The sequence below is a fragment of the Tissierellales bacterium genome, from assembly GCA_035301805.1.
Lineage (GTDB): Bacteria > Bacillota > Clostridia > Tissierellales > DATGTQ01 > DATGTQ01.
Window position 1 is genome coordinate 21772 of the sequence record DATGTQ010000079.1, and the last position, 18694, is coordinate 40465.

Consider the following 18694-nt stretch of genomic DNA (forward strand, 5'->3'; position numbering starts at 1 on the left):
AGCTATGAATATGTACGACATTATTAAGAAAAAAAGGGATGGATTAGAATTAAATGAGGAAGAGATAAAATATTTTGTTGAAGGATATACCCATAATAAAATACCTGATTATCAGGTATCAGCCCTGTTAATGGCAATTTATTTTAATAAAATGAATGAAAAAGAAACCTTAGATTTAACTAAGGCCATGATTGATTCAGGGGATACAGTAGATTTGTCTATGATTGATGGCATAAAGGTTGACAAGCATAGTACAGGTGGTGTAGGTGATAAAACTACTATAGCATTGGCACCGATGGTTGCTGCTTGTGATGTACCTTTTGTAAAAATGTCTGGTAGGGGTCTTGGTCATACCGGCGGAACTCTAGATAAATTAGAATCTATAAAGAATTTCAAAGTAGAATTGGCTGAAGAAGAGTTTAGAACAATAGCAAAAGAAAATGGTTTAGCTATCTGTAGTCAAAGTGGAAATATTACGCCAGCAGATAAGAAATTATATGCTCTTAGGGATGTAACAGCTACAGTGGAAAACATTTCTCTTATTGCAAGTAGTATTATGAGTAAAAAGTTAGCAATTTCACCAGATGCCATTTTATTAGATGTGAAAGTTGGTAAAGGTGCTTTTATGAAAGATATAGAAAGTGCTTTATTATTAGCGGAAGAAATGGTCAGTATAGGAGATGGTTTTGGAAAAGAAACTATTGCTGTACTTACTAATATGGATGAACCTATAGGTTTTGCTGTAGGTAATGCACTAGAGGTTAAGGAAGCTGTTAATACCTTAAAAGGAAAAGGGCCTTCAGATTTTCATAAATTATGTATCGAACTTGGAGCTCGATTATTAATACTAGCCCAAAAAACTTCTACTTTAGATGAAGGAAAAAAGATGTTAGAAGAAGTAATTAGTAATGGTAAGGCCTATGAGAAATTTTTAGAAATGGTTAAGATACAACAAGGAGATATTAGATCTATAGAAAATATGGATTTACTTCCAGAGGCTCAACATATTATTGAGGTTAAAAGTTCAAAGGATGGTTTTGTAAAATCAATAGATGCGGAAAAGATAGGGCAATTAGCTTTACTATTAGGTGCTGGAAGAGAAGTTAAGGATAGTGATATTGATCTAGCAGTAGGTATTGAATTGAAGAAAAGAGTAGATGATAAAGTACGTAAAGGAGACGTATTGGCAATTGTCCATAGTAATAATATGGATAAGGCAAAAGCCGTTGAAAAAGAATTAAAAAAGATAATAGAGATAGGCGAAAAAAATAAAATTGCTAAAAAATTAATATATGGAGAAGTAACAAGGAAGGGAAAAAGGCTTTATTAATAAAGCCTTTTTAATCTTAATAAAATAACACTTCTATCCTGTTGTTGAATAACTACAATATTTAATGGTTATTCTAAATGTAAATAAAAAAGATAGGAGGTTATGTATTGAGTAGAAAAATATTAAGATTTATTTCAATATATTTAACAATAATCCTAATTTTATTAAGTCCAAATATAAGTTCTGCAGAATCTGAAGAGGTTTTTGATATTGATGCAAAATCAGCTTTATTAATGGATTTTAATACAGGAGAAATAATATATGAGAAGAATCCTCATGAAAGATTAGCACCAGCGAGTATTAGTAAAATAATGGTTTTATTAATTGCAATGGAAAGTATAGAAGATGGAAAAATAAGCTTAGATGATGAGGTAATAATAAGTGGTAATGCTGAAAGTATGGGAGGAAGCCAAGTATTTTTGGAGGAGGGGGAAGTACAAAAAGTAGATGATTTAATAAAGGCTATTAGCCTTAGATCGGCTAATGATGCTAGTGTAGCACTGGGAGAACATATTTCTAAAAGTGAATCAGCCTTTTTAAAGTTAATGAATAAAAGAGCAAAAGAGTTAGGAATGGAAAATACTAATTTTGCTAATGCTACAGGCCTACCAAATGATAACCATTATACTACGGCTTATGATATAGCTATAATGTCAAGGGAATTAATGAAATACCCTAAAATACAAGATTGGCTAACGCTATGGATGGCTGAAATGAAAGTTTCTAGGGATAAGGATATAGTTCAAGGCTTAGTAAATACTAATAGATTAATAAAAGATTATGATGGAGCAAATGGAATTAAGACAGGTTCAACTCAAGAGGCAGGATTTTGTCTTTCTGGTTCAGCAAAAAGGGGTAATTTACAGTTAATATCAGTGGTCTTGGGTTGTGAAAATTCAAAGATTAGATTTGAAGAAAGTAAAAGACTTCTAGATTATGGTTTTGACAATTATAACTCTGTTACTATAGGCAAAAAAGGTGATATAGTTGCTCAAACAAAGGTAAATAAAGGAAGTGAAGAGTTTACTAATATTGTCTTGGGAAGAGACAGTTTTATACTTGTACCTGAAGGTTCCTCATCAAATGTAGAAAAAGAAATTAACATACCAGAGACAATTGATGCACCTATAGAAATAGATAGGGTTATTGGAGAATTAATTTTGCAAATAGATGGAAAGACAATTGATAAGGTAGATTTAGTATGTGAAAAAAAGATTGAAAAGGCTAATGTCTTAGATATGATAAAGAAGATAATTAATATGTATTAATAGAAATATATAAATAATAAGCTAGATATAATTGTTTTTTATTCTATTTAGTTATACAATATATCTAGCTTTGTTATTTATATTTTAAAGTATTATATAAGGGAATTGTCAATTAAAAATATAGAATTAATTTATTATTTTGAAAGAGGGTTTGATATGGTTTTAAATAAAATTATTGCTTTACCAGGTTTATTTATGGCTATTATCTTTCATGAAGTGGCCCATGGATATACAGCCTATAAATTAGGGGATCCTACTGCTAAAAACGCAGGACGTTTAACTTTAAATCCAATTAAACATATCGATTTAACAGGATTTTTATTTTTATTGATTTTTAAATTTGGATGGGCCAAGCCTGTTCCTGTTAATTCTATGTATTTTAAACATAGGAAAAGAGATATGATACTAGTATCTTTAGCTGGCCCTTTAACTAATTTCCTTTTAGCATTGGTACTTGGAGGGATCCTTTCTATAGGTTTTATTACAAATGAAATAGTGGCTCAGATTTTAATTATTGGTATTTGGTATAATATAATGTTGGGAATATTTAACTTACTGCCATTTCCTCCTTTGGACGGTTCTAAGGTAGTTGCTAGCTTGTTGCCTACTAAATATGAATACTTTTTTTATGAAAACCAACGCTACTTAAGTTTAATACTAATTATTTTAATATTAACTAATTCAGTTGATAAAATACTAAGTCCTTTAATTGACTTTACTTTAAATATAATGATGAAAATATTTGCTTAACTAGGGGTAATAATATGGAGTATAAAGTAGTATTAGAAACATTTGAAGGTCCTTTAGATTTACTATTGCATTTAATAGAAAAAGCAGAAGTAGATATTTATGACATCCCTATAAGTAAAATTACTGACCAATATATAAAATATTTAAAGAATATGCAAAAATTAGATTTAGAAGTTACTAGTGAGTTTTTAGTTATGGCATCAACATTATTAGAAATAAAATCGAAAATGCTTTTACCTAAAATTAAAAGTGAAGATAGGAATAATAGCGATAAAGAAGAAGCCCAAGAGGATCCTAGATATGATTTAGTGAAAAGATTATTAGAATATAAAAGATATAAGGTTGTTTCCCAAAAGTTGAGACAACGGGAAAAAAAACAAAATAAAATATTTTATAAACCTCAGGAAGATTTAAGTCATATTGAACCTGAGGAAGAGGACATATTAGAAGATTTGGAATTGGAGCAATTAGTTATAACTTTAAATAAAATATTAAAGGATAAAAATAAGAATTATGAACCAATAAATTTTGATGAAATACATAGGGATGAAATTACATTAGATGAATGTATAAAAGAGGTTAAAGATGTACTAAGAAGAAAGGGTAGTATTAAGTTTACTCAGTTATTCCATGATAATGTTACTAGGACGGAAATAGTAGTAAATTTTTTATCAATTTTAGAACTTGTCCGATTAAAGGATGTAACTATTATACAAGAAGAAGACTTTTCAGATATACTAATTATAAAGACTGAATAAAGAGGTGCCTATAAAGTGGATAAGAGAGAAATAAAATCAATAATTGAATCTTTGTTATTTGTTTGGGGGGATCCTCTTTCTTTAAAAGATATAGCTAATGTATTAAATATAGAGGAGAAAGAGTTAAAGACAATAATTAATGAAATGATAGATGAATTTGATTATGAACGTAGAGGTGTAAAAATAAGCAAAATAGACAATGGGTATCAGTTAGGAACGCGAAATGAACATTTTAAATGGATAAAAAAGCTTTGTGTTCCAAAGGAAAATAAAAGCCTTTCTAATGCTGCTATTGAAACCTTATCTATAATAGCCTATAGTCAGCCAATAACAAAGACTGAAATTGAATCTATAAGAGGTGTTAGATGTGATAAGGCAGTAGAAACTCTTGTTAATAAAAAACTTATTGAAGAGAGAGGTAGGTTAGATAGAACTGGAAGACCTATTATATATGGAACTACAAGTAGGTTTTTACAGTATTTTGGTTTAAAAGATTTAAAGGAATTGCCACCTCTTAATAATATAGAAGAAGATATTATTGGAGAAAAATAATACATATATGTATTATTTTTCTTTTTTTATGGCATCATAACTAATAGCAATATTAAAAGAGGTGAGAAAATGCTATGGATAATATTGATTGCCATTTTATTAATCATATTATTTTTACCAATTAATATAAAAATAAAATTTAATAATGAAAATAGGAGCAAATTAGTTGTAAAAATTACACTACTAAAAGATTTAATTAACCTACCTGTAAGTTTTAAGAATAAGGATAAAAATAGTAGTAAAAATAAAGAGAAAAATAACTATTTAGATAATATCTTTCTAAATAAAAAATATATTATATATTTTTTAAAAAAATCAAAAGTTTTGCAATTTAAATGGACTACTATTGTAGGATTTAATAATGCAGCAACAACTGCTATTAGCACAGGAACCTTATGGTCTATAAAGTATAATGTTGTAGCTTTCTTCTTTAGGGATAAACCTATTGAAGATTTTTTTATTAATGTGGTGCCAGAATTTAATAAAAATAAATTTAATACGGAAGTTATTTGCATAATTAAAACTAAAGTTGTTCATATTATTATTATAGGTCTATGGATTTTAATACGAAATAAAGGTGGTGAAAGAGTTGTCGGAACACCCAATAGAAGGTTTAATGAAAACAACTATGGATAATTTAAAGGAAATGATTGATGTAAATACTATAGTAGGAGACCCTGTTCAATCTCCTGATGGTTTAGTAATTATACCAGTTTCAAAAGTATCTTTTGGTTTTGCATCTGGAGGTAGTGAATTTAATTTCGCGCCTTTTAATAAAAATATAAGTGAAATAGAGGCAGATAAGCATCCATTTGGAGGAGGTAGTGGAGCCGGAGTATCACTGCAACCAGTTGGTTTTATAGTAGTTGGCAATGAACAAATTAAGCTAATGCCTGTAGATGAAGGAAATAATGCTTTAAGTAGTTTCTTCGATTTTATGAATTCTATGTCAAATAATGTACAAAATATGATAAATAATAAGAAAGATAATGAAACTACAATAAAGGTAAAAAATAATTCATATGATGATGAAAATGAATAAGAAATATATAATATTATCTATAGGAGTTTGCTTACTACTATTTAGCGGTACGATAGGTTATGCTGATGGTGTAAAAGTACATGGTGAAGGGGTTATATTAATGGATACTGATTCTGGAAGAGTATTATATGAATATAATCCCTATTCAGAATTATCTATGGCTAGCACCACCAAAATTATGACTGCTTTGGTTGCTCTTGAAAATGGAAATTTAGACGATATAGTAACTATTAAAAAAAGCAGTGTTGGAATAGAAGGGTCAAGTATATATCTATATGAGGAAGAGGAAATTTCTTTAGAAGATTTATTATATGGATTAATGCTTAGATCAGGTAATGATGCGGCAATAGCTATTGCTGAGTTTATAGGAGGTTCTGTTGATGGATTTGTTGAATTGATGAATAAGAAGGCAAAGGAAATCGGTGCAAGAAATACAAACTTTACTAATCCCCATGGCCTTAGTGATGAAAATCATTACACTACTTCCTATGATCTAACCATTATTACAAGAGCAGCCTTAAAAAATGAGAATTTCAATAAAATTGTTAAAACTCAAAAATGGGTTGCAAATAGGGAAAAAAATCAATATTTTTATAATAAAAATAAAACCCTATGGCAATATGAAGGGGGAGATGGGGTAAAGACTGGTTATACAAAAAAAGCTGGTAGATGCTTAGTTGCTAGTGCAACTAGGAATGATTTACAATTAATATCTACAGTATTAAATGATGGGAACTGGTTTAATGATTGCTATGAACTTTTAGATTATGGATTCCAAAATTTTTCTCAGGTAATTATATATGATGCAGGTCAGTATGTTGAAAATGTAGAAGTTATTAACGGAAATAAAGATAAGGTACCGATAGTTACTAAAAATAGTTTCACTTATCCTTTAAGAAAAGAAGAGATAGACAAAATAACGGTTTTCTATAAATTGCCACCAGGAATAGAGGCTCCCATTAAAAAAGGAGAAGAAATAGGAGAAATATCTGTGTACTTAGATGGAAAACTAATTCATACTGAAAAGATGATAACTAAAGAAAACATAAATAAATTGAATATTTTAGAAAAGATGCTTAAGAACCTATAAGATTAGGTTCTTATTTTTGTAACATAAATAATTAATATTAATAATCTAGTAGAAAGAGCAATAAAGGGGGCAAAAAAAGATGGTTAAATATTGGAAATGTGTAGATGCTGGCAGTGAATATTGTCCTTGCTATTTAGCTGAAACTAAAAATTGTATTTCATGTTCTCAATTAAGGGGGGAAGAATTTTGTGATTGTCAATGGAATGGTGTTTGTATTTTAAATGAATATATAAATAATCTAGAAAAAGTTTCTCTTAGTAGGAAAAATTATAAAGGAAAGATAATTGATAAAAAGATACTAGAGAATGGTGTAGTTATTATTAAAATAAAGACGGAAAAAGATTTAGTTAAGAATTTAATGGAACCGGGATCTTATGTTTTTATTAAAGGAATTAAAGATGAAGATTATTTTAAAACTCCTATGTCTATTTTTAAAATAGACTCAGAAGCAAATATTTATATAGTATATCAGGAACTTGGATGTAAAACTAAAAGCTTAAGGGATAAATATGAAATTAATATAAGAGGGCCTTATTGGCATGGAATCCTAGGAAGTAGGAATTTAAAAAATATTACTAATTCAAAATCTTTAGTTATAGCAAGAGGTATTGGACAATCTTCGATTTTATTAGCAACTGAAAAATTAATATCTAATAATAATAAGGTATATATTATATTAGATAAAGGAAAGCTAAATAGTTTATATTTTTATGATTTTTTTGATGATATGGATAAAGTAATTATAAAAGAGCTGGATTTATTTACAAAGGAAGGAAGTACCTTCTTGGAAAGTATACTAAAAAAAGAAAAATTTAGCCTTGTGCTAAGTGGAGGTTCCAATATGTTACACAGGAGGATAAGTAGTAAGATAAGTCTTTTAGACGAGAAACCATATTTCTTAACTTCAAATAATGGTATCCTTTGTTGCGGTGAGGGAGTATGTGGGTCATGTATGGTGAAAACCATAGATGGAACAAAGACAAAATTGTGTAAATCTCTTGTAGCTCCAAATAAATTGTATTAAGAGGGGGTATTTGTATATGTCTAAGGTTGTAATTATAGGTGGTGGTTGGTCCGGTTGTGCGGCAAGTATTACTGCTAAAAAGGCTGGGGCTGAAGTAATACTTATTGAAAGAACAGATATGCTGCTAGGTTTAGGTAATGTTGGTGGTATAATGAGAAATAATGGTAGGTTTACAGCTACAGAAGAAAATATATTATTAGGTGCAAAAGAACTTTTTGAAATAACTGATAAATTTTCAAGGCATAAAAATATAGATTTTCCAGGTCATAGCCATGCTAGTTTATATGATGTGAATGAAATTGAACCAGAAGTGCGAAGACTGCTTATAGATATGAATATAGAACTAATATTTAAAAAAAGGGCTACAGATGTTATAATGAAGGATAATGAAATTACAGGAATAGTATTAAGTGATGAAAGCACTGTATATGGAGATGTGTTTATTGAAACTACAGGAAGTACAGGACCTATGGGTAATTGTCTTAAATATGGTAACGGATGCTCTATGTGTATTTTAAGATGTCCAACCTTTGGTCCAAGAATAAGTATTAATAATAAAGCTGGTATTGATGATATAGTTGGATTAAAAAAAGATGGAACTGTAGGGGCCTTTAGTGGTTCTTGCAAATTAAATAAGGATTCTCTTAGTAAAGAAATAAGGGAAAAACTAAATAGTACTGGTGTTGCTATACTACCTGTTCCTTCAGAAGATATAAATTTTGATAAATTAGATAAAAAAGTATGTCAACAATATGCCTTAAAGGAATATGCTGAAAATATTATACTTTTAGATACTGGTCAAGCAAAAATAATGACTTCGTTTTATCCATTAGAAGAACTAAGGAAGATAAAAGGCTTGGAAAAAGCTAAATATGAGGATCCTTATTCTGGTGGCATAGGAAACTCTATAAGGTATATTTCAATGGCACCTAGGGATAATAAAATGAAAGTTAAGGGCATAAAGAACTTATTTTGTGGAGGGGAAAAGGCAGGTTTATTTGTGGGCCATACAGAAGCTATATCTACAGGAAGCTTAGCCGGTCACAATAGTGTACGGTTTATAAAAAATGAACCCTTAGTTGAAATACCAATAGATTTGGCCATAGGGGATATAATTAGTTATACTAACAAAGTTATGGGTACTGAGGAAGGCTTAAAAGATAGATATACTTTTGCCGGTGGAAGTTATTTTGAAAGAATGAAAAAACAAAATTTATATACTATGAATATAGAGGATATAAGTAAACGGGTTAAAGGCACCGGATTATTAAATCTGTATAACTCGCAAATTTAATAAAATAACTACTAAAGAAAAATGAAAGGGGAAAATTATGAGATTACAAAAATACATGGCACAGGCAGGTGTTGCTTCTAGAAGAAAATCGGAAAAAGTAATCCTAGATGGAAGGGTTAAGGTCAATGGAAAGAAGGTTACAAAATTAGGCACTAAAATAAATCCTAAGGAAGATATTATTCAAGTTGACAATAAAAGAATTAATATGGAAAATACTATGATTTATATTGTGTTAAATAAACCTATTGATTATGTTACTACAGTAAAGGATGAATTTAATAGAAAAACAGTCCTAGATTTAGTTAAAGGAGTGGAGGAAAGAATATACCCAGTAGGTAGACTGGATTATGACACTTCAGGACTTCTTTTATTAACTAATGATGGTGATGTAACTTATAAAATGACTCATCCTAGTTTTGAAGTTGATAAAACATATATTGGAGAAGTTAAGGGAATACCGACAGAAGATGAAATTAAAAGGTTTGGAGAAGGTTTAATAATTGATGGGTATAAAACTTGGCCAGCTAAAGTCAAAATTTTAAAAGAAAATGTGGAAAGTTCAATTCTTAAAATTACAATACATGAAGGAAGAAATAGACAGGTAAGAAAAATGTGTGAAGCAATAAATCATCCAATAATTAATTTAAAAAGAGTTAGTATAGGAGAAATAAATTTAGAATCTTTAAATATAGGAGAATGGAGATTTTTAAGGGAAGGAGAAATTGAATATATTAAAAGCTTTTAGCATTAGAACAATAAATTTGCTCTAATGCTATCTTTTTGCCTTTTAAATTACCGACTATATTGTTATAATGTTCTTGGACTTCTAAAAAATTATATATAGTTGTCTTAAAATATAATTATGGTATATTAAACATGTAGCATAAAAGAAGAGACTTTTATTATTGTTGTAGGAGCGATAGAAGTGAAATATAAATATATGAATAACGTTCTTAATATATCAAAGGCTTTAATGGATTTAGCAATTTATAATGGGGATACAGTAATAGATGCAACTGTTGGAAATGGAAATGACACTTTATACATGGCTAACTTAATAGGAGATGAAGGAAAAGTTTATGGTTTTGATATACAAAAAACGGCTATAAATAGAACAAAGCAGGCATTAGAAAAGGCAGGCTTTAACAATAGGGTTACGCTTATAAATTCTGGCCATGAGACTATGGATGAGTATGTGAAGGAAAAGGTAAAACTTGTTGTTTTTAATTTAGGTTTTTTACCTAAAGGAGATAAAAAAATAACTACTTTGCCAGGCACTACTATAATGGCCATGGAGAAATCTTTGAAACTTTTAGTAGATAATGGTTTATTATTGATTATTTCTTATATAGGCCATAGTGGTGGTTTAGAGGAAAAAGAAGCTGTAGAAAATTACCTTAAGGAACTGAATCAAAAAGAATATAATGTTTTAAAATATAAGTTTATAAATCAAATAAATAATCCGCCTATATTATATGGCGTAGAAAAACGATCTTTTAAGGAGGGCTAAAATGTCTGGAGTAAAGATAACAGAAACAATTTTAAGAGATGCGCACCAATCACTAATTGCAACTAGGATGAAAACTGATGAAATGTTACCTATAGCTGAGAAATTAGATAAGGTAGGTTTTCATTCTTTAGAGGTATGGGGAGGGGCAACTTTTGATTCTTGTTTACGTTTTTTAAATGAGGATCCATGGGAAAGATTGAGAACGCTGAGGAAGGCGTTTGAGAACACAAAATTTCAAATGTTATTAAGGGGACAAAACTTATTAGGCTACAGACATTATTCAGATGATGTTGTTGAAGAATTCGTTAAAAAGTCTATTGAAAATGGTATAGACATAATGAGAATTTTCGATGCATTAAATGATCCAAGAAATTTAAAAACTTCTATTAAAGCAACAAATAAATATGGTGGACATGCGCAAGCAGCTATTTCTTACACTGTAAGTCCGGTTCATAATATTGATTATTATGTGGATTTGGCAAAAGAATTTGAAGGTATGGGAGCAGACTCTATATGTATTAAGGATATGTCAGGTATATTACTTCCTTATGTTGCTGAAGAATTGATAACTAAAATGAAAAAAGAAATTTCTATACCAATTCAAATACATTCCCATTTTACAAGCGGAATAGCTAATCAAACCTATATGAAGGCTATAGAAGCAGGGGCGGATATTATAGATACAGCCTTTTCACCTTTTGGTATGGGAACAAGTCAACCAGCTACAGAGTCCATGGTTGCATCTTTAAGAAATTCACCCTATGATTCTGGTCTTGATATGGATTTATTACTAGAGATTTCCGATTATTTTAATGGTATAAAGGAAAAATATAAAAGGGACGGTTTATTAAGTGAGAAAGTATTAATGGTAAATGCAAAAACATTGAAATATCAAGTGCCTGGTGGAATGATATCTAATTTAGTATCTCAATTAGATGGACAAGGAGCTTTAGACAAGTTTGAAGAAGTACTGGAAGAGGTGCCTAAAGTAAGAGAAGATTTAGGATATCCACCATTAGTAACTCCTATGAGCCAAATAGTAGGTACACAATCGGTTTTTAATGTAGTATTAGGTGAAAGATATAAAGTAGTACCAAAAGAGGCTAAAAACTATGTTAAAGGCTTATATGGGAAACCAACAGTTCCTATTAAAAAAGAAGTAGAAGAAAAAATAATAGGAAATGAATATGTCTACACCGGTAGACCTGCAGACTTATTAAAACCGGAATTAGATACACTTAGAGACGATATTAAAGAATATATTGAACAAGATGAAGATGTTTTAAGTTATGCTTTATTTCCATCAGTTGCTATTGACTATTTTAAATATAGACAAGCAGAGAAATATAAAATAGATAGCAATTTAGTGGATAACGAACTTAAAACTTATCCAGTATAAAAAATATTAATTAAATACAGTACAAACACGAGAAGAACCCATATACCTAAATAGCAATGATTTTATTATACGCAAAAGTAATAAATATTGACTAACAGCAATAAAGTATATTGTTAAAAGTATAAGATAGTTAAAATATAATAAATAGCGAATGGATAGTATGTCAACTGTCTATTCGCTATTTTGCATTTTATATATATTTTTTCATATATTTTAGATAGATATCTTATATGTATTTCTTTAGAATTATTAAAAAGTATTGATAAATTAGGAATGGATGAAATAAATCTTGCATATTTTACTTAAATGAATAAAAAATGAAATAAATCTTGCATATAATATATATCTTTGGTATTATCTAATTAAAGGTAGTTCTTTACTAAATACATTAATAAGGAGGAAAATTAATGGCTACAAAAGCTATGAAAACGCTTTACATAGACAAAAATTGGTGTAAAGGGTGTAGAATATGTGTAGCATTTTGTCCTAAAGATGTACTTGAAATAAAAGATGGTAAAGTAAATATTAAAAATGGTGATGATTGTATTAGATGTGGGCAATGTGAATTAAGATGTCCTGATTATGCAATTTATTTAAGGGGGGAATAGCATGTCTAATAATAGCGTAAGACTTATGCAAGGCAATGAGGCTTGTGTAGAAGGTGCAATAGCTGCTGGAATGAGATTTTATGCCGGCTATCCAATAACTCCTTCTACAGAAATTGCTGAAATTTCTGCTGCTAAATTACCTGCAATAAAAGGTAAGTTTATTCAAATGGAAGATGAAATAGCGAGTATGGGGGCGATTATTGGTGCTTCTTTAGCAGGGTATAAGTCCATGACAGCAACTAGTGGACCAGGCTTTTCATTAAAACAAGAAAACTTAGGCTATGCCGCAATGGCAGAAGTACCCTGTGTAATCGTTAATGTTCAAAGAGGTGGTCCGAGTACAGGATTGCCGACAGCTCCTGCACAAGGGGATATGATGCAAGCTAGATGGGGTACTCACGGTGATCATCCAGTTATTGCTTTATATCCATCTACAGTTAGAGAAATTTATGATATTACAATACGTGCTTTTAATTTAGCTGAAAAATACAGAACACCAGTAATGCTCTTAATGGATGAAGTAATTGGGCATATGAGAGAAAAAATTGAAATTCCAAAAGAGGATACTATAGAAATTATAAATAGAAAAAAACCTGAAGAGAATTTAGGTGAATATAATCCTTATGAAGTTAAAGAAGGAGATTTAGTTCCACCTATGGCAGCCTATGGTGAAGGATATAGATTTCATGTTACAGGACTTGTACATGACAAGACAGGATTTCCAACTAATGATAAACAGGTTGCTGAAATGTCTATTAAGAGACTTGTAAATAAAATTGAAGATAATGCAGATGACATTGTTGAATATGAGGAGTACAAACTTAGGGATGCTGACATAGCAATAGTTGCCTATGGCTCTACTTCTAGATCTGCAAAATCCGCTATAGATATGGGAAGAGAATCTGGTTTAAAAGTAGGGTTATTTAGACCTATAACTATTTGGCCTTCTCCAGAGAAGAAACTTAAAGAATTGTCAAAGAAAGTTAAGAAAATAGTTGTTATAGAAATGAACTTAGGTCAGTACTTTTTAGAAGTTGATAGGGTTGCAGGTAAGAATACAGAAGTTCATAAATATGGTCGTGTTGATGGAGAGTTAATAACTCCAGAAGAGATATTATCAGTTATTAAGGAGGTATAAAAGATGCCAAGTGAATTAGTAGAAAAGTATTATAGAGCAAATAAATTACCTCATATTTGGTGTCCCGGTTGTGGAAATGGAATAGTTACAAGAAGTATTGTAAAAGCTATTGATAATCTTGGGCTAGAAAAAGATAAAGTATGTATAGTTTCTGGTATTGGTTGTTCTTCAAGGGCTTCTGGTTATTTAGATTTTAATACCATACATACAACTCATGGTAGAGCTCTTGCATTTGCTACAGGTATAAAATTTGCCAATCCAGAATTAACAGTTATAGTAATAACTGGAGATGGAGATAGTGCTGCCATAGGCGGAAACCATTTAATCCATGCGGCAAGAAGGAATATTGATATTACTACTATTGTATATAATAATAATATTTATGGTATGACGGGAGGCCAATATTCACCTACAACTCCTACAGGAGACAAAGGTACTACTGCACCTTATGGAAATATTGATAGTAATTTCGACCTTTGTAAGCTTTCCGAAGCTGCTGGGGCAACTTATGTAGGAAGAGCTACAGTATATAATGCAAATATGATAACTAAGCTAGCTGAAGGTGGTATAAAGAATAAAGGATTCTCTTTCATTGAAACATTGACTACCTGTCCTACTTACTATGGACGTAGAAATAAAAAAGGCGATCCAGTGGATATGATGGAATTTATAAAAAATTGTTCTATAAATATTAAGGCCTACGAAAAATTACCAACAGAAAAAAAGGATGGTAAAATAGTTGTTGGAGAATTATTTAAAACTAGTCGACCAGAATATACTGAGAAATATAAAAAATTAATAGAATCCTTTTAAGGGGGGATATGTAATGCATAAAGAATTAAGACTAAGTGGTTCTGGGGGACAAGGGCTAATTTTAGCAGGAATCATACTTGCGGAAGCAGCTTTAGATGATGGAAAAAATGTTGTTCAATCTCAATCCTATGGGCCAGAGGCCAGAGGTGGTGCAAGTAAATCGGAGGTTATAATAAGTGAGGATGAAATAAATTATCCAAAGATTGGCGATAGTGATATTCTATTATGCCTAACTGAAGTGGCTTATGATAAATATATAGGTAGTTTAAAAGAAAATGGTGTACTTATACTTGATAATAATATAACTAAAAAAGTTGACAAAGATAAATGTAAAGTGTATAAAGTTCCTATACTAGATATTGCAGAGAATAAATTAAAAAAACCTATGGTTGCAAATATTGTGGCTCTAGGCACTATATATGAATTAACTAATGTTGTTAGTAAAGATTCCCTAGAAAAAGCTGTATTAAATAGAGTTCCTAAGGGAACGGAAGAGCTTAATAAAAAGGCTCTTGAATATGGATTTAACTTAATATTAGATATAAAAGATTAAAGATTAAGGAAGATTAATATGGAAAATTACGTTAACTTAATAAAGCTCCTACAAACAAATTTCAATAAACTAAGCAAAGGCCAAAAACTTATTGCTGAATATATCATAGAAAATTACGACAAAGCTGCTTTTATGACAGCATCAAAATTAGGTGAAACTGTTGGTGTTAGTGAATCTACAGTAGTTAGATTTGCCAATACTTTAGGTTATAAAGGTTATAGAGAATTACAAAATGAATTACAAGAATTAGTTAAAAATAAATTAACTACTGTACAAAGAATAAGTTTAACAGATAGTTATTTAGATACAAAAGATAATTCAATGAAAAAAGTATTAAAAAAGGATATGGATAATATTAGAAGTACCATTGATGAATTAGATTATGAAAACTTTGACATAGCTATTGAAAATATTTTAAAAGCTAAAACAGTTTATGTATTAGGCCTTAGAAGTTCTGCTTTTCTAGCAGGCTATTTAGGATTTTATTTTAATTTTATAGTTGATAATGTGAAAGTTGTAACATCTGCACCAAGTGATGTTTTTGAACAATTATTAAAAGCTACAGAAAATGATGTAGTTATTGGAATAAGTTATCCACGGTATTCTAAAAGAACATTAGAGGCTCTAGATTATGCTAAGGAAAAAGGCTGTAAAATAATTGGCATAACTGATAGTTTAGTTTCACCAGCTGCACAAATAGCAGATATAACTCTTATAGCTGGAAGTAATATGGTATCCTTTGTAGACTCCTTAGTGGCTCCTATGAGTTTAATTAATGCACTTATAGTTGGAGTTGCTATGGAAAAAGAGGAAGGCATTACAAAATATTTTGAGGATCTAGAAGCAATATGGGAAAAACATAATGTTTATGGAATTAGTAATAGAAATAATAATCTAAATAAATAAAAGGGTCTATGTATGACCCTTTTATTTATTTTTTCAATTAATTGTTGTTTTAATAGGGAATTTTGTAGGCAAAACCTATGATATCATATCAAATGTTATCATAAATGATACATACTATATTATTATTTAATCTATTTTTTAAACTATTTTTTAACTAAATCAGTTATCTCATATTTAAAATAAGAAAAAAATATAAAAATCTGGTATAATAAATTTTAGTAAATTAATGAAAATAAAATAATAAAAACAATTAATAATATAAAAGGTGATTAAAATGAAAAAAATTTATTTAACAAGACATGGTGAATCAAAATGGAATGTATTAAAAAAGGTACAAGGGCAACAAAATATTGATTTAACACAGAAAGGCATTAAGCAGGCAGAAAAATTAGCTAAAAGACTAAATAACCAAGAAATTGATGCTATATATAGTAGTGATTTATCAAGGGCATATGAGACAGCTAAAATAGTAGGAGCTGAAAATAAAATTAATATTGTAAAATTGAAGGAATTACGAGAAATTAAATTTGGACCTTGGGAGGGTTTAGATATAGAAGAAATAATAAATAATTATGGTGAAGAATATAAATTATGGTTAAAGACCCCCCATAAGCTTAAACTAGAGAAAGTAGAAACAGTAGAAGAACTAAAGGAACGGGCTAAAAAAGCTTTAGATATTATTTTAAGCAATAAAGAACTGGAGAATGTGCTTATTGTAAGTCATGGAGCATTTTTAAAAGCGATATTATTAGTTCTTTTAGATTTAGATATTTCTAGTTTTAGCAGGTTTTCACTAAATAATGTTAGTTTAAGTATTGTTGAATTTAGACAATACAATAATATTTTAAAATTATTCAATGATATTAATCACCTACGAGAGGATAATGTTTATAATGACTGATAAAGTTGCTATTATTGGCGGTGGACCAGCTGGAATGATCTCTGCTGGATATGCTGCAGCTAGAAATAAAGATGTCACTCTATTTGAAAAGAATGAAAAGCTAGGAAAAAAACTATATATAACAGGTAAAGGTAGATGTAATATAACGAATAATTCTCCCATAGAAGATTTTTTCGATAACGTAGTAACTAATAGGGAGTTTTTATATAGTGCATTTTATAGCTTTTCTAATTATAATATTATAGAATTATTAGAAGAATATGGGTTACAGAGTAAGGTAGAAAGAGGAAACAGAGTTTTTCCATCTACAGATAAATCAAGTGATGTAATTAATACACTGAAACTTTTTCTAAAAGATAAAAAAGCAAATATAGTTTTAAATAGTAATGTAGTTTCTGTCAATTCAAAAGGTAATGGTTTTATAGTTACACTGGATAGTGAAGACGAATATTATTTTAATAAAATTATATTAGCTACTGGTGGACAATCTTATCCTTTTACTGGTTCAACAGGAGACGGCTATAAATTCGCTAAAAATTTTGGTCATACAATTGAAAGCATAAGACCTGGTCTAATTCCTATTGAATTAAAAGATAAGTGGTTATCCTCACTACAAGGATTAACATTAAAAAATGTTACCTTGTCTGCTAAGAAAGATAATAAAGTTATTTATGATGAATTTGGTGAAATGATATTTACCCATTTTGGTATATCTGGGCCTATAGTTCTATCTCTAAGTAGTTATTTAAACAAATATTCTTTAAGAGAAATAAGTTTATATTTAGATTTAAAACCAGCTCTTACAAATGAAAAATTAGAAAAGAGAATATTAAGAGATTTTGATATATACAAGAACAAATATATAGAAAATGGTCTAGTTGATTTATTACCTAAAAAGATGATTCCTATTATATTAAATAATGCAGGTATAGATGGAAATAAATTTATTCATCAAGTTACAAAAAAAGAAAGATATGAATTAGTTAAAACTATTAAAAATTTTCCACTAAATACTTTAGGCTTTAGACCAATTAAGGAGGCTATAGTTACTTCTGGTGGTGTCTCAACATTGGAGATTAATTCTTCTACTATGGAATCTAAATTAAAAAAGGGTTTGTTTTTTTCTGGTGAAATTATTGATGTAGATGCATTAACGGGAGGATATAATTTACAAATTGCATATTCTACTGGCTATTTAGCAGGGAATAATGTGTAGTTAGATACATTATTTCTTTTAATATTGCATATTATATTTATAGAATATGTAATATTTAGGAGGAGTTTTTGTGCGTAAATTATTTCATGGATTAGAAATAGTAATATTAATTTTAACAGTTATAAGTATGCTATTTTTAGTCTTTATTCAAATTATTTCACCTAGTGATATGGATATAGTAGCAGTAATTGGTAAACATAATAATGGTAATGAATTTACTCCTATGAATAAGTTAAATATAAATGAAAAAGGCATTGTTATTTTAAAGTTATTAAATAATAATTTAGAAGATATTAAAATACTTGTAAATGGGGATGAAGTTGATAATTTTCAAGGTAATGATGAAGTAAGCATCCAAGTATATAATAATGATTTAATTGAAATAGATGGTACTAAATATTTAGAAAGGGTAAAAGTTCAAATAATAGGTATTAGCGAAAATTTAAAGCTACCTGAATTAGATACTACTATTGAAACTTCTCAAAGCATTGAAATGTTAGGAAGAGTTAAGTTAAAATAGCTTGAGTCTAATGCCTTTTTAA

21 protein-coding genes are annotated in these 18694 nt (G+C 29.3%); all 21 read left to right on the forward strand.

The genetic code is table 11. From position 1 onward, the window contains the following. Window positions 1-4: 4 nt before the first annotated feature. The 21 genes from VK071_03475 (at window position 5) to VK071_03575 (ending at window position 18672) form a co-directional block, all read left to right on the forward strand. The gene (locus tag VK071_03475; GenBank protein HLR34373.1) at window positions 5-1330 is read left to right on the forward strand and encodes a pyrimidine-nucleoside phosphorylase; all 1326 of its coding nucleotides are present in this window, start codon (window positions 5-7) and stop codon (window positions 1328-1330) included. A 107-nt stretch (window positions 1331-1437) separates the two neighbouring features. Beyond that, entirely contained in the window at window positions 1438-2598 is a 1161-nt protein-coding gene (locus VK071_03480; protein HLR34374.1) for a D-alanyl-D-alanine carboxypeptidase family protein, read from the forward strand. A 156-nt stretch (window positions 2599-2754) separates the two neighbouring features. After that, on the forward strand, window positions 2755-3348 hold the full coding sequence (locus VK071_03485; protein HLR34375.1) for a site-2 protease family protein: 594 nt from the start codon (window positions 2755-2757) through the stop codon (window positions 3346-3348). A gap of 14 nt (window positions 3349-3362) precedes the next feature. Next, window positions 3363-4106 (forward strand): segregation/condensation protein A, encoded by a 744-nt coding sequence (locus tag VK071_03490; GenBank protein HLR34376.1) that lies wholly within the window; start codon window positions 3363-3365, stop codon window positions 4104-4106. 15 nt (window positions 4107-4121) lie between these two features. Next, the gene (gene scpB / locus VK071_03495) at window positions 4122-4658 is read left to right on the forward strand and encodes an SMC-Scp complex subunit ScpB (GenBank protein ID HLR34377.1); all 537 of its coding nucleotides are present in this window, start codon (window positions 4122-4124) and stop codon (window positions 4656-4658) included. Window positions 4659-4727: 69 nt separating this feature from the next. Beyond that, window positions 4728-5294 carry a DUF2953 domain-containing protein gene (locus tag VK071_03500; GenBank protein ID HLR34378.1) on the forward strand — a complete coding sequence of 189 codons (567 nt, stop codon included), beginning with the start codon at window positions 4728-4730 and terminating at the stop codon, window positions 5292-5294. Further along, entirely contained in the window at window positions 5275-5700 is a 426-nt protein-coding gene (ytfJ, locus tag VK071_03505) for a GerW family sporulation protein (protein HLR34379.1), read from the forward strand. The genes VK071_03500 and ytfJ overlap by 20 nt, the downstream gene beginning before the upstream one ends. Then, entirely contained in the window at window positions 5681-6790 is a 1110-nt protein-coding gene (locus VK071_03510; protein ID HLR34380.1) for a D-alanyl-D-alanine carboxypeptidase family protein, read from the forward strand. The genes ytfJ and VK071_03510 overlap by 20 nt, the downstream gene beginning before the upstream one ends. Window positions 6791-6869: 79 nt before the next feature. Continuing rightward, window positions 6870-7814 (forward strand): sulfide/dihydroorotate dehydrogenase-like FAD/NAD-binding protein, encoded by a 945-nt coding sequence (locus tag VK071_03515; protein HLR34381.1) that lies wholly within the window; start codon window positions 6870-6872, stop codon window positions 7812-7814. A 16-nt stretch (window positions 7815-7830) separates the two neighbouring features. Further along, complete coding sequence (locus tag VK071_03520; GenBank protein ID HLR34382.1) at window positions 7831-9108, forward strand: FAD-dependent oxidoreductase; 1278 nt, start codon at window positions 7831-7833, stop codon at window positions 9106-9108. Between the two features lie 37 nt (window positions 9109-9145). Then, entirely contained in the window at window positions 9146-9853 is a 708-nt protein-coding gene (locus tag VK071_03525) for a pseudouridine synthase (GenBank protein HLR34383.1), read from the forward strand. A 138-nt stretch (window positions 9854-9991) separates the two neighbouring features. Next, a complete protein-coding gene (locus tag VK071_03530) occupies window positions 9992-10618 on the forward strand; it encodes a class I SAM-dependent methyltransferase (protein ID HLR34384.1) in 627 nt (208 codons plus the stop codon). A 1-nt stretch (window position 10619) separates the two neighbouring features. After that, a complete protein-coding gene (locus VK071_03535; protein HLR34385.1) occupies window positions 10620-12017 on the forward strand; it encodes an oxaloacetate decarboxylase subunit alpha in 1398 nt (465 codons plus the stop codon). Between the two features lie 407 nt (window positions 12018-12424). Continuing rightward, entirely contained in the window at window positions 12425-12625 is a 201-nt protein-coding gene (locus VK071_03540) for a 4Fe-4S binding protein (protein ID HLR34386.1), read from the forward strand. 1 nt (window position 12626) lies between these two features. Next, window positions 12627-13763, forward strand: a complete 1137-nt coding sequence (locus tag VK071_03545; protein ID HLR34387.1) for a 2-oxoacid:acceptor oxidoreductase subunit alpha — start codon at window positions 12627-12629, stop codon at window positions 13761-13763. 3 nt (window positions 13764-13766) lie between these two features. Then, on the forward strand, window positions 13767-14576 hold the full coding sequence (locus tag VK071_03550; protein HLR34388.1) for a 2-oxoacid:ferredoxin oxidoreductase subunit beta: 810 nt from the start codon (window positions 13767-13769) through the stop codon (window positions 14574-14576). 13 nt (window positions 14577-14589) lie between these two features. Beyond that, entirely contained in the window at window positions 14590-15129 is a 540-nt protein-coding gene (locus tag VK071_03555; protein ID HLR34389.1) for a 2-oxoacid:acceptor oxidoreductase family protein, read from the forward strand. 18 nt (window positions 15130-15147) lie between these two features. Further along, window positions 15148-16035: a MurR/RpiR family transcriptional regulator gene (locus tag VK071_03560; GenBank protein ID HLR34390.1), complete on the forward strand. Its 888-nt coding sequence runs from the start codon at window positions 15148-15150 to the stop codon at window positions 16033-16035. Between the two features lie 274 nt (window positions 16036-16309). Beyond that, window positions 16310-16936 (forward strand): histidine phosphatase family protein, encoded by a 627-nt coding sequence (locus VK071_03565; protein HLR34391.1) that lies wholly within the window; start codon window positions 16310-16312, stop codon window positions 16934-16936. Then, complete coding sequence (locus tag VK071_03570) at window positions 16929-18152, forward strand: NAD(P)/FAD-dependent oxidoreductase (protein HLR34392.1); 1224 nt, start codon at window positions 16929-16931, stop codon at window positions 18150-18152. Before VK071_03565 ends, VK071_03570 begins: the two co-directional genes overlap by 8 nt. Window positions 18153-18222: 70 nt before the next feature. Next, a complete protein-coding gene (locus tag VK071_03575; protein ID HLR34393.1) occupies window positions 18223-18672 on the forward strand; it encodes a hypothetical protein in 450 nt (149 codons plus the stop codon). Window positions 18673-18694: the final 22 nt, after the last annotated feature.

What these genes read in the sequence shown, in the direction of transcription:
- VK071_03475 (HLR34373.1), top strand. Translation starts at nt 5, where the DNA reads ATGAATATGTACGACATTATTAAGAAAAAAAGGGATGGATTAGAATTA.
- VK071_03485 (HLR34375.1), top strand. Translation starts at nt 2,755, where the DNA reads ATGGTTTTAAATAAAATTATTGCTTTACCAGGTTTATTTATGGCTATT.
- VK071_03490 (HLR34376.1), top strand. Translation starts at nt 3,363, where the DNA reads ATGGAGTATAAAGTAGTATTAGAAACATTTGAAGGTCCTTTAGATTTA.
- VK071_03500 (HLR34378.1), top strand. Translation starts at nt 4,728, where the DNA reads ATGCTATGGATAATATTGATTGCCATTTTATTAATCATATTATTTTTA.
- ytfJ (HLR34379.1), top strand. Translation starts at nt 5,275, where the DNA reads ATGAAAACAACTATGGATAATTTAAAGGAAATGATTGATGTAAATACT.
- VK071_03510 (HLR34380.1), top strand. Translation starts at nt 5,681, where the DNA reads ATGATGATGAAAATGAATAAGAAATATATAATATTATCTATAGGAGTT.
- VK071_03515 (HLR34381.1), top strand. Translation starts at nt 6,870, where the DNA reads ATGGTTAAATATTGGAAATGTGTAGATGCTGGCAGTGAATATTGTCCT.
- VK071_03520 (HLR34382.1), top strand. Translation starts at nt 7,831, where the DNA reads ATGTCTAAGGTTGTAATTATAGGTGGTGGTTGGTCCGGTTGTGCGGCA.
- VK071_03525 (HLR34383.1), top strand. Translation starts at nt 9,146, where the DNA reads ATGAGATTACAAAAATACATGGCACAGGCAGGTGTTGCTTCTAGAAGA.
- VK071_03535 (HLR34385.1), top strand. Translation starts at nt 10,620, where the DNA reads ATGTCTGGAGTAAAGATAACAGAAACAATTTTAAGAGATGCGCACCAA.
- VK071_03540 (HLR34386.1), top strand. Translation starts at nt 12,425, where the DNA reads ATGGCTACAAAAGCTATGAAAACGCTTTACATAGACAAAAATTGGTGT.
- VK071_03545 (HLR34387.1), top strand. Translation starts at nt 12,627, where the DNA reads ATGTCTAATAATAGCGTAAGACTTATGCAAGGCAATGAGGCTTGTGTA.
- VK071_03550 (HLR34388.1), top strand. Translation starts at nt 13,767, where the DNA reads ATGCCAAGTGAATTAGTAGAAAAGTATTATAGAGCAAATAAATTACCT.
- VK071_03555 (HLR34389.1), top strand. Translation starts at nt 14,590, where the DNA reads ATGCATAAAGAATTAAGACTAAGTGGTTCTGGGGGACAAGGGCTAATT.
- VK071_03560 (HLR34390.1), top strand. Translation starts at nt 15,148, where the DNA reads ATGGAAAATTACGTTAACTTAATAAAGCTCCTACAAACAAATTTCAAT.
- VK071_03565 (HLR34391.1), top strand. Translation starts at nt 16,310, where the DNA reads ATGAAAAAAATTTATTTAACAAGACATGGTGAATCAAAATGGAATGTA.
- VK071_03570 (HLR34392.1), top strand. Translation starts at nt 16,929, where the DNA reads ATGACTGATAAAGTTGCTATTATTGGCGGTGGACCAGCTGGAATGATC.